This is a genomic window from Larkinella knui (assembly GCF_003858645.1).
Classification (GTDB): domain Bacteria; phylum Bacteroidota; class Bacteroidia; order Cytophagales; family Spirosomataceae; genus Larkinella; species Larkinella knui.
Map to the genome: position 1 here is coordinate 1,097,916 of NZ_RQJP01000003.1, position 10,730 is coordinate 1,108,645.

Here is a 10,730-nt window from a genome sequence, read left to right on the forward strand (position 1 = left end):
GTTTAAGAAATACTGACCGTTTCTGTACGCTCGTGGACAGTGAGCGGAGAGTACGGCTAAAAACGAAGCGCTACCGAACTCTGTTTGATAGCGGGCCGCGCCACGGTGGCCTGCTTTGGTACTTGCCCCAATATAGTGTTGCAATCTACACCAAAAGAAAAAATCGTTTTTCAGGCAACGGCGATGGCCTGCTTTACCGTATACTGTTAGAGAATGTAACGCCACTATCACTTGTGCTATTCCGACGAAATAAATCCCTGGCGTTGCCAGATGTGATCGCGGGCTGTCGACGGGAAAAACCGGCTGCCCAGAAGCAGTTGTTCGAAGCGTACTACAGCCTGGGGGTCAGTATCTGTTTGCGTTATGCGTCCAGCCGGGAAGAAGCCGAGGAGATGTTCGACGACGGTTTTCTACGCGTCCTCAATAAAATTTCGTATTACGACCCTGACCAACCGTTCGAAGCCTGGTTTCGCACGGTAATGATTCATTCGGCCATTGATCATTACCGACGGCATAAATCCCCCCTGATCTATACCGACATCGAAGAGGCCTATGAAGTGGGTGAAATCGATACGCTGCTGGAGCGACTGGCGGCTGATGAAATTCTGGCCGTGGTGCAGCAATTACCGCCCGCTTACCGAACGGTTTTTTCATTGCATGTTGTGGATGGCTTTTCCCATCCGGAAATCGCCCAGATGCTGGGCATACACGAAGGTACATCACGCTCTAACCTGGCGAAAGCGCGCCAGAAATTACAGGAACTGCTTATCGAATGGAACTCTACCCACTCAGCAAACCGACGAAACTATGTCTAGTGAACGTTTCGACAAACTGATGAAAAAAAATCTGGAAGCGGTCAGACCAAACTACCAGCCCCGCGCCTGGGACCGCTTCCGGAAACGCCTGCCAATGCCGGGATTCTGGCCCTGGCTGGGGCAGTATGGGGGCTGGCTCCTCAGTGGCTTCATGCTGGCCGGCTGGATGACAACACTGTATACCCTCCACGAAAACCGGCGGGTGCTGGAGCGCATGAACAGGACCCGGGCAGCCACCAGTCAAACCGTAGTCAGTCAACCAGCCGCGCCAGCTACTCTGTCTGCTTCCCCCCGGCGGATCGACACGGTGTACATTGTAAAGCGGACAGTGGTGGAACACCGGCATTATTACCGACCGATGTCTGAAGATGCGACCAATTCGAATCCCGTACCTTCCAATGAGGCCGCAACGGGGTCAATGGGCGACGGAGAAAAGGCAGTGACGACGACGCGAAAGAACGAAACGTATTTGCGGAATCAACCCGGTTTTCGACTGCGTCTCGCCGAATCGGCGGAGCGGATTGCGACCAACCGATCAGGTAAAACACCAAACCGGGTCTTGCCAACGGACAGTCGCCCACCAACATCGCCGGATTCGACGCAAACACCCGCTACTCCCGACCCGGCTCCGGATGAAAAGCAGGGGGTTGCTGACGATCCCGTTAAACCAACTCCGCAGTCCCTTCAAAAAAGCGTTCCGCTTGACTCGGCGAAACAAACAGTGGCGGCTACAGCAGTCCCGTTGAAGCCGCCAATCCCCAAAATTGAACCGAAACGCCAGCCATTTCGGCTTTCCTCGTTGCGGCCCCGGGGTGGAATCGAAACCCTGATTACCCGCAATAGCCTGGGTGTAGGCCCGGTTACCGAAGTATTTCCGATGGAAAATCTGGGTATCTCCGTCGGCTTGCAGGCCTCCCAGCAAAATTCAGAAAAACACCGTGGACTGAAAGATTTCAATTCGGCCACCGGTCTGGAATTCATCGAACAATACCGGCCTTATTTGCCAGCGCAGTTTGATAAGATTGAGGAAATTTCAATCAAGACCACTGGGGTTAGCCTGCCTGTCAACCTGAAATATTACGTTCCGCTGGAGCAGAAATGGTCGTTGTTGTTTCAAACGGGTACCAACCTGGAGCTGGCGGCTTATCAGCAGATCAAATATGAAAGTTTTTTCCGGGGGGATGAACAACACCATTCGTTTAACTTAAAGTCGGACCACCAGTTTTTCCATAACTTCCTGTTTGGAGGGGGTGTTCAGTTCCGTCAGTCGCGCACCACGGCGCAACTTATCCCCTATTTTTTATATGATTTTCGGGGCGAACACGGCAACAGTTTTGGCATCAAAGCGTCGGTTTGGCTGGATTTATTTAAGTAATGAACGGTATTGGTACTTCGGGTTTTTATGAAAAACAGAAACTGCTAAAATTTTTGAAACGTTTTCGGAACCCAGGCAACGGCAGCGGTGAGAAACTGCGTATTACCAATTAAAAGCCGTATTTATGTCACATAATCAGACTTCCGACGCATTAAGCCGTCACCAGTTTCTTCGTCAATTAGGAATACAGGGGGCCGCCCTGTTCGCTGTGTATTGTACGGGTCAATCATTGATGTCCTGCAGCAAAAGCGCCGATGTTACACCGGCACCGCTGACCAGCCCCGTAACCGTTGACCTGACCAGCCCGACCAATTCCGCGCTGAAAACCGTCGGCGGCTACATCGTAACCAGCAACATCGTTGTGGCCAACACCGCCAAAGGATACGTTGCCGTTACCGTTGTTTGCAGCCACGAAGGCCAGAAGAAAGTTCAACTCCGCAACGGGGAATTCTACTGCCCAGAACACGGTGCCCGCTATGACCTGACGGGCAAAGGATTGAACAGCGAAGGGCGCCGGGGATTGACGGTATATACCGTGACGCAATCCGGTAACGTGCTGACTATTTTATAGGCCTATGTTGGTTTTCCAAGCAACTAAAAAACAGCCAGTTGGCTAGTTAACTTCACCCACGAAATGCGCACGATTCTTTTGATTACCCTGCTGGGACTGGGTTCAATGTCCCTGATCCGGGCACAAACCGTTCCGGCCGATACCCTCGCACCAGTCGAAAAATCGGACAATCTGCTGGCCGATCTGGATGACAGCACCAGCCTCCAGGAGCTATTGCCCCACAAAATGATCATTACCCAACGCATTTTCTGGGGGCAGAAGGGGCTCCTTCGAAGGACGAATCTGGCTCCTTTGACGCCCGAAGGCCGGGAAAGGGAACTCAGGATTCGACGGACCATGCTAGTGAGTCATCAGGTCATGGGGTTTATCACCCTCGCGGGTTTTGTGGCCCAGGGCCTTGTGGGCGCTAAATTGTACAACGCTACGGGCGATCAGTACGGCCGATTGCTGAATGTGCATAGTTCACTAGCCGCGGGGATCAACCTGGCCTATGTGACGACAGCACTTTTATCCCTGACGGCTCCGCCCAAAATGATTGGCGAACGCCGGGGGTTTAGTTCGATCAAACTGCACAAGTACCTGGCCGTTGCCCACATGGCCGGTATGATTGCAACCAATATCCTGGCGAGTTCCATCGAAAACCATCCCGAATTAAAACCGTACCACCGGGCCGCGGCCTACACAACCTTCGGTGCCTTTGCCCTGTCGGTCGTTGCCATCAAATTTTAACCTTCATCTCATGAATCATTCAAGAGGAGTCCTGGCTGTTTTTACAATCGGAATCATCGGGTTACTGGCGTTTGTTACGCCCACCGCATCCCGCAAATTGATGGTCGATAAAACCAAATCGGTCATGAGTTACACCATGCACCATCCGATGCATACCTGGGATGGCGTCAGTCGGGAGATTCAAAGCGTGTTGGTATATAACGATGCGACCGATCGAATCGAAGCCGTAGCAGTTGCTACCAAAATAGCCTCTTTCGATAGTCAGAATGCCAACCGGGATTCGCACGCTATGGAGATTTTGGACGCCATCAAATACCCCCGTGTAACCTTCAGCAGTACGGGCATCGAGCAGACCAGTGATAAACTCAAAATTCGCGGAAATCTAACTTTTCATGGCGTGACGAAGGCCATTGAGTTTGAGGCCGTTCGGGCAGATAAAGCCGGGCAATTGCTGGCAACCGGCGAGTTTTCAATCAAGATGAGTGACTACAACATTGAGCGGCCTTCTCTGATGATGGTGCCAACGGACGAGTCTTTCCTGGTAAAATTCTCGCTGTTTTATAACAAAACTACCTCGGTAAATCAATAACCTGGCGGGGTTAGAGCCTTGATTATCAGTAAAATGCCGTAGCGAATTTAGATAGGACAGTAGATTAGTTCCAAATGAGGTATTGATAAGGTATCGGAAACTTTCATTCGTCAGGTCTATTCTTCGGGTACCATCATAAGTACTGTGAAGTTTTTTATTGCCATCGTGTTTGCGTGCCGGATTATCCCCTTTCCAATTCCGCTATTCATGGGACTCAAATAATAGCTTCTTAAATTGCCTTATTCTAACGGCGGATATACCCTTTTAAAACAGGTTGACGAATAGACTGATTTTTAATAACTACAGGTTCATCAATGGTCTGTCCGTTTCTGTACGTAGTCTGTCCAAAAATGGACACCTTATCTCCGAACAACTACTTAAAAGGGCCTTTTCAAGCCTTGTAAGTCTGATTTAAAAGTTTGGCCGACTATTTGTACGACAAAGTCTATACTAATACCGACTGCACCGATGAGCTGGTGCCTGCCACTATGAAACGACCCTATTTAGGCGAGTTAGAAGAAATCGTTCTGCTGACCGTAGCTACCCTGCAGGAACTGGCCTACTGTGCCGCCATTACCCAAACTATTGACCAGCAGATGGCCCGCAGCGTTAGCTTTCCCACCGTCCATACCACCTTGCAACGGCTGGAAGAGAAAGGCTTCGTTTCCTCCCAGATGGGCGGAGCTACCCATGAACGGGGAGGGCGTCAGAAACGCCTGTTCACCGTAACGGCAGTGGGTCAGCGGGCTCTGATCGAGTGCCGACAAGTACGCAGCCAATTGTGGGAACAGATTCCAACCCAAGTGTTACAAGTATGGGGCGCTTAAGCAACGGGAAAGGAGGCTTTTCAAAGTCATCGGGTCCCCGACATTCGCCCCGGCGACCACCGCGTTGGGCTGACTGGCTCCTGAGTCAATTTAGCCCGCCGGGATTGGAAGATGAACTGCAAGGTGATTTACTGGAGATGTATGCCTATTGGGTAAATACCGTCGGTGTACCCCGAGCCCGCTGGCGGTATGCCCTGGCGGTTTTGCGATTGATTCGCCCTTTTAGCTGGCCCAGAACGCACCCACGTCCTACCCAGTCTCACCCGAACTATACCAGTCACTCCGGCGTACCGGGAAAACTACGGACCACCTTTTTTCTCCATCCTGCCATGCTACGCAACTACCTCACCCTCGCTTTTCGCAATTTATTCAAGAACAAAATTAGTTCCGGGATCAATATTACCGGACTGGCTTTAGGGATTGCGACGTTCCTGTTCATCCTGGAGTACATCAGTTTTGAACGCAGTATCAATCAATTCCATCGGAATTTACCAACGCTATACCGGGTGCTCATTCAGGATCGGTCCCGTTTTTCGACGGATTTGATCCCCCCCGGACTAGCCCCCTTACTAAAGCAACAGTTTGGGGAAATCGCGAGCTACTGCCGGACCTCCGGCGGGATCATTCATGGCATTGTTACCACCGGAGATCCCAAAAACGGAAAATCGTTTCGGGAAGGCGATCAGGTGATGACCATGGTGGACAGGAGCTTTTTCGAGTTATTCTCCTTTCCCATCCTGGCCGGATCAAAGCAGCCGCTTGATCAGCCGTTTACCGTGGCCATTTCGGAATCGTATGCTAAAAAATATTTTGGCAATCAATCACCTGTGGGACAGCTGTTGACCCTGAACAATCAATTTGGCAAAGGCGTCTACAAAGTCACCGCGATGTACCAGGATTTTCCGGCTCAATCGGACATTCAATACCACCTGCTCTTTTCCCTCCGGACGCTATCTATTGAAGCGAACCTCAACGGGAACGGCTGGGCCAAGCTCGACAATTTGGATAATAACTTTTCAACCGCCTTTGTTCAGCTCGCGCCCAAGGCGGATCACCACGCACTCGAAGCAAAAATAGAGGCTTATAAAAATCAGTTGAAACCGGAAGCCGCCGATGCCCGGATCCAACTGCAACCCCTGCGCTATGTGCATTTGGCGGCCTCACTCAGTGACCCCTCGACAACGACGGGAAACTTGAAATTTATCTACGTTTTGGGCAGCCTGGCTTTGTTGATTCTGGCGATTGCCTGGTTCAATTACATCAACTTATCGACGGCCAGCTCGCTCAAACGAGCCAAAGAGGTAGGGGTTCGTAAAGTGATTGGGGCAGGCCGTAGCCAACTCATCCACCAGTTCTTCGGCGAGTACTTACTGCTTAACGGTCTGAGCATCGTCCTGGCTCTATTCGTGGTTATTGGTTGTCAGCACTTCTTCAATCAGCTGATTGGTAAACCTTTATCGTTATCCATCATTCCAAAAAGCGGACTCTGGGGGTTCGGGTTGCTGGCGTTAAGTATTGGTTCGGTGGCCTCTGGAGGGTATGTCGCTTTTTCACTTTCCGGCTTCCAGCCCATTCAGACCTTGAAAGGGGTATTCGCCCGCACCGGTCGGGGGTTATGGGTACGGCGGGCCCTGGTCGTGTTTCAATTCAGTATTTCCATTGCGCTCATTGCGGCCACCGTGGTTTTTTATCGGCAGTTGCACTACATGCAGCACAAAGAGCTGGGCATGAATCTGGCCCAGCTCCTGGTCATTCGCGGTCCCGAAGTGAACCGGGATAGTAGCTTTTCGCAGCGCACAACCGCTTTTCAACAACAGCTTCAACAATTGAGCTTTGTTGAGCAGTTCTGTACCTCCAGCAGCATACCCGGCCAATGGTACAATTTTAAAGCCGCCGGAATTACCCGACCGAATCCGAAACCGAATGATGACAAGAAAAGCTATGCGATTGCGTCGGTCGATCACCGGTTTGTGCCCACCTACGGGATGACCATGAAGGAGGGACGAAATATAACGGCCGCCATGTGCACCAAAAGCTGGAATCAGGTCAGCCAACTGATGCTCAACGAAACCGCCGTGCAGCAACTCGGCTTTTCGTCTGCCAAAGAAGCCGTTGGTCAACGGGTTCAGTGGGGCACCCAGCGCTACGAAGTCACGGGTGTGGTGAAAGATTATCACCATCAGTCGGTTCAACAGGCCATCGATCCGATTATTTTTATACCGCAGCTCAGTGATTATTATTCGACCGTTCGCCTGACTTCGGACCGAATGGGGGACAAATTGAAACAACTCGAAGCGTTATATCAGCACCAGTTTCCGGGCAACCCGTTTGACTTCTTTTTTGTCGATGAGAATTACAATCGACAGTATGAAACCGAACAGAAAGTGCGCACCTTGTTTAGTATCGCATCGGGCTTAGCTATTCTCATCGCTTGTCTGGGGCTGTTTGGACTGGCGGCTTTTACGGTCGAACAGCGGACGAAAGAAATTGGCATCCGGAAAGTGTTGGGGGCCTCGATGCCGAGTTTGCTGGGATTGATTTCAACGGATTTTATAAAACTGGTCTTATTGGCCATCGTCATTGGTACACCTATGGCCTGGTATGCCGCTTCGCGCTGGTTAGCGGATTTTGCCTACAAAATTGAGCTTTCCTGGTGGATTTTTGCCGGATCGGGTTTGCTGGCGGTAGCCATCGCCCTTGTGACCATCAGCTTGCAGAGTCTAAAAGCCGCCTGGGTAAATCCGGTGAAGGCTTTACGAACCGATTAGATCAAAACACGTACTCATGAAACTAACACCAATCGTCCTGGGTCTGCTGGCTATGTTCAGCGCGTTTGGACAGACCAGTAAGTATGCGGCTTCTACCGAACTTCGCGGGAATGGGAAGTTGATTAAACAGCAAATAAGACTAGCGCCCTTTGATCGGCTGCTTACCCGTCATTTTCCGGCTCAGATAACGGTCGAAGTAGGAGACGCAGCACCGTCGGCAACGATAACGATGGATGAAAATCTGGTTTCGTTCTTACGGATTGACCAGCAGGAAAATGCGTTAACTCTTTCGTTCTCCGATCCACAGGCTAAACCGTTCTGGATTAGTAAAGCCACGATCAACGTGCTAATTAAAACGCCCCGCCTGAGCCAGATGACCCACGGATCGAATAGCGATGTATCAATCAGAGGAATTGTGGGTGACGGATTTGTCCTGGAGAATGAGGCCAACGGCAACGTAACGTTACAGGGAACTACCCGTCAACTGACGATCACGAGTTTAGCCAATGGGACGGTGCATGCCGAAGCATTGGCCGCAAAGCAGGCCCGGGTAACCACCCAGGCGAATGCCACAATTTACCTGAATGCCCCAACGGTTATCGAGCAAAATACCGCTTTTGCCAAGGTGGTGAACGTTCAGCAAGAAAATCCATTGCCGAAACCTGTACCTGGTGATGAGCATGAACTAGATGAACTGGTGACGGTATTGTTCCAAAATAACAGTTTACGGCCGCGTGGCTTTACCTTAATATCCTATGCACCGGGGCAAGCTCTGAATGAAACCAATGGCTTTCGTTTAGGGGCCGGTGAAACGATAACGAAGCGTTATTTGGTTGGTACCAAAGTTTATTTAGCTAGTCAAGACCAAGTTAACAGGGTCATGAGTGGGGAACGGTTGCAGAGTAAACCTTTTCTCGTTATTAGTGATCAGGACCGTCAACGAAGGGTGAACCTGGTCAATAAATAAGTGGCCTGCTAAACAAATCCCGTCCTGAAATTTGTTGACATCGGAGCGCTCTCTTTCATGAAACCGATTCCGGGCCGCCACCGTGGAGCAGGTCGCGAATGGGATCGTACCCGGTTGTCATTGATGATGTAAATCTGACAACCTATTTCAGGACATGATACCGTACATGAATGATTAGGGTTGTTGCCTTCTTCGTACGCGGCTGAACGTTTCCGGGGTCATTCCCAGCAGGGAAGCAAGGTATTGCAGGGGTACCTGATTGAATAGTTCCTTGTTCTGCTCAAAAAACGCGGTATAACGCTCTTCCGCCGACATGGATAGATGGGCGAATATCCGGTCTTCCATGATGGTAAAGCAATGGATGAGGAAATGCTTTTCAATCTCTGGCCACCGGGGAACGGTGTCAACGATCGTATGGTAGCTATCTTTCTGAATGGTGTAAAGCACGGTGTCACTGAGGGCCTGGATGTTCCAGCGGGAGGGAACATTGAAGGTAATGCTGGGCATGTCGCCAATGAAGTATCCTTTCGAAAAGATCCATTGCGTAATGTCTTTTTCATGCCGGGTTGCAAACAACCGTAGAAAACCCGACTGGACAAAGCTTAATTTATCACATGCCGCTCCGCTCTTAATGTAGAAATCGCCCTTGCTGATCACTTCCGGTTCAAACAGGGACGCGATCTTTGTCAATTCGTCGTCTGCCACGCCGAAATTAAAATGGATATACTGTTCTAACTCCGTCATCGTTAGCTGCGAAAAATTAATCTCTTTCTCATCTCATCGTTTTAAAGCCAGGAGCGATCCAGACGTTAAAAAGTTAGTTCTTCTGGATCACCACCCGCTTTTTATCTACCCAATACGCCAGAGAAACGATGATCCCCATCAGGACCAACAAAGACAAGGCAAGGGCGGTTATTGAAGTAGGGGGTGGGCCGAACGTATTGGCAACATTGAAAATGAGCAGAAAAACAACAAAAGACCAAAATCCCCAGGTAGCCCCTGACGTTTTCGCTTTTGTGAAAGTAGCGTATAAATAAACCCCGGCCAAGTAGAGGATCGTTTCGATCGTGAGTGATAGGGCTACCTGGTTCCAAAGGCCCAATCCAAATTTGACCTCTGTAAAAGGAGACAATGGCAGATCAACGGTATGAACGAGCAAATCCAGAAACCAGTGACTTAGAACACAGAGACCAACGACCATAGCACCGGGTTGATCCCGCTTAACCAACCCATAGATTGCTCCGACCGCCACACCCCACAGGACACCGGCAAGCAAACTATGCGTGTAGGGAAAGTAAAGAAACTCCAATGCATTGGACTGGGTGTAGCCGGGTACGATGGCGACTTTTTCAATAGTTAATACCAACAGGAATGGCCAAAGTATATCAACGAATTGAGTGGCAATAAAAAGAGTCCCCAACGAAACGTTTGGTGCCGCTTTTTTAGCCGCAAAGGCTAATCCGAAGTGTCCAATAAACATAGCGTGAAAAGTAATCGGTTTGATTTGCAAAAATCCGCATAAATACTCGATACGCCACTTGACAAAAATCAAGAACAGCACAATCCGTTGAATTCCCCGGCGTGAGAAGAGAACGGCCCCGGGCGGTATTACGTTGAGCCGGTAACACGGCTGAAAAAGTCGCAGAAACACGTTGGTTTCTCCATGTTGAAATTTTAGGGTAATTTGAAGACTAGATCACAAGACCTACCTCTATGCTCTCCCCTAAAACCAGAAGAAATGTTGCTCGTGTCATTCCTTTCGGCGTATTGTGGTTTATTTTTAGCTTGATTTATTGCATTCTGGAGAAAGGTATTCTCGGCCAGCTGGATCATTATCCCTCAACGGGTGTTCCGTATAATTTTGCCAGAAGCATGGTTGCTATCCCGGCCACGGGCCTGATGATGGGTATGCTGACCGGCGTTCTGGAGATCGGTTATTTCAGTAAGTGGTTTATCAAGAAGTGGACTTGCAACGGTTCACTGGAGATTTTTTGTCAAGCGGCCATTGAGGATGTGTAAAAATAAGATTCTTGTTGACAGGGTGTGCGGTAACCCAATGCCGAATGTTTTCGTCGTTGATTATACCAAC

The 10,730-nt window shown here is 50.0% G+C and carries 11 protein-coding genes; 9 read left to right on the forward strand and 2 right to left on the reverse strand.

Annotation, left to right across the window (positions count from 1 at the left end; translation table 11 throughout):
• Positions 1–233: 233 nt before the first annotated feature.
• The 8 genes from EHT87_RS18470 to EHT87_RS18505 all read left to right on the forward strand — a co-directional run bounded on the left by EHT87_RS18470 (position 234) and on the right by EHT87_RS18505 (position 8,641).
• Positions 234–815: an RNA polymerase sigma factor gene (locus EHT87_RS18470; protein WP_124908113.1), complete on the forward strand. Its 582-nt coding sequence runs from the start codon at positions 234–236 to the stop codon at positions 813–815.
• On the forward strand, positions 808–2,190 hold the full coding sequence (locus EHT87_RS18475) for a hypothetical protein (RefSeq protein ID WP_124908114.1): 1,383 nt from the start codon (positions 808–810) through the stop codon (positions 2,188–2,190). Before EHT87_RS18470 ends, EHT87_RS18475 begins: the two co-directional genes overlap by 8 nt.
• A 124-nt stretch (positions 2,191–2,314) precedes the next feature.
• Positions 2,315–2,761 (forward strand): Rieske (2Fe-2S) protein, encoded by a 447-nt coding sequence (locus tag EHT87_RS18480; protein ID WP_124908115.1) that lies wholly within the window; start codon positions 2,315–2,317, stop codon positions 2,759–2,761.
• Between the two features lie 63 nt (positions 2,762–2,824).
• Positions 2,825–3,490, forward strand: coding sequence for a hypothetical protein (locus tag EHT87_RS18485; RefSeq protein WP_124908116.1), 666 nt, complete (start codon positions 2,825–2,827; stop codon positions 3,488–3,490).
• A gap of 10 nt (positions 3,491–3,500) precedes the next feature.
• The gene (locus tag EHT87_RS18490) at positions 3,501–4,079 is read left to right on the forward strand and encodes a YceI family protein (protein ID WP_124908117.1); all 579 of its coding nucleotides are present in this window, start codon (positions 3,501–3,503) and stop codon (positions 4,077–4,079) included.
• Between the two features lie 488 nt (positions 4,080–4,567).
• Complete coding sequence (locus EHT87_RS18495) at positions 4,568–4,906, forward strand: PadR family transcriptional regulator (RefSeq protein WP_124908118.1); 339 nt, start codon at positions 4,568–4,570, stop codon at positions 4,904–4,906.
• Positions 4,894–7,674 (forward strand): ABC transporter permease, encoded by a 2,781-nt coding sequence (locus EHT87_RS18500; protein WP_221622037.1) that lies wholly within the window; start codon positions 4,894–4,896, stop codon positions 7,672–7,674. The genes EHT87_RS18495 and EHT87_RS18500 overlap by 13 nt, the downstream gene beginning before the upstream one ends.
• 16 nt (positions 7,675–7,690) lie before the next feature.
• The gene (locus EHT87_RS18505) at positions 7,691–8,641 is read left to right on the forward strand and encodes a GIN domain-containing protein (RefSeq protein ID WP_124908119.1); all 951 of its coding nucleotides are present in this window, start codon (positions 7,691–7,693) and stop codon (positions 8,639–8,641) included.
• A gap of 174 nt (positions 8,642–8,815) precedes the next feature.
• Here the strand turns inward: EHT87_RS18505 and EHT87_RS18510 are convergent, their stop codons facing one another.
• Positions 8,816–9,385, reverse strand: coding sequence for a Crp/Fnr family transcriptional regulator (locus EHT87_RS18510; RefSeq protein ID WP_124908120.1), 570 nt, complete (start codon positions 9,383–9,385; stop codon positions 8,816–8,818).
• Between the two features lie 73 nt (positions 9,386–9,458).
• The gene (locus EHT87_RS18515) at positions 9,459–10,202 is read right to left on the reverse strand and encodes a hypothetical protein (protein WP_229321166.1); all 744 of its coding nucleotides are present in this window, start codon (positions 10,200–10,202) and stop codon (positions 9,459–9,461) included.
• Between the two features lie 152 nt (positions 10,203–10,354).
• Here EHT87_RS18515 and EHT87_RS18520 point away from each other — a divergent pair, with 152 nt between their 5' ends.
• The gene (locus EHT87_RS18520; protein ID WP_124908122.1) at positions 10,355–10,660 is read left to right on the forward strand and encodes a hypothetical protein; all 306 of its coding nucleotides are present in this window, start codon (positions 10,355–10,357) and stop codon (positions 10,658–10,660) included.
• Positions 10,661–10,730 lie beyond the last annotated feature (70 nt).

Excerpts from the sequence above, each read along its gene's own strand:
- EHT87_RS18475 (WP_124908114.1), top strand. The coding sequence starts at position 808 with ATGTCTAGTGAACGTTTCGACAAACTGATGAAAAAAAATCTGGAAGCG.
- EHT87_RS18480 (WP_124908115.1), top strand. The coding sequence starts at position 2,315 with ATGTCACATAATCAGACTTCCGACGCATTAAGCCGTCACCAGTTTCTT.
- EHT87_RS18485 (WP_124908116.1), top strand. The coding sequence starts at position 2,825 with ATGCGCACGATTCTTTTGATTACCCTGCTGGGACTGGGTTCAATGTCC.
- EHT87_RS18490 (WP_124908117.1), top strand. The coding sequence starts at position 3,501 with ATGAATCATTCAAGAGGAGTCCTGGCTGTTTTTACAATCGGAATCATC.
- EHT87_RS18495 (WP_124908118.1), top strand. The coding sequence starts at position 4,568 with ATGAAACGACCCTATTTAGGCGAGTTAGAAGAAATCGTTCTGCTGACC.
- EHT87_RS18500 (WP_221622037.1), top strand. The coding sequence starts at position 4,894 with ATGGGGCGCTTAAGCAACGGGAAAGGAGGCTTTTCAAAGTCATCGGGT.
- EHT87_RS18505 (WP_124908119.1), top strand. The coding sequence starts at position 7,691 with ATGAAACTAACACCAATCGTCCTGGGTCTGCTGGCTATGTTCAGCGCG.
- EHT87_RS18510 (WP_124908120.1), bottom strand. The coding sequence starts at position 9,385 with ATGACGGAGTTAGAACAGTATATCCATTTTAATTTCGGCGTGGCAGAC.
- EHT87_RS18520 (WP_124908122.1), top strand. The coding sequence starts at position 10,355 with ATGCTCTCCCCTAAAACCAGAAGAAATGTTGCTCGTGTCATTCCTTTC.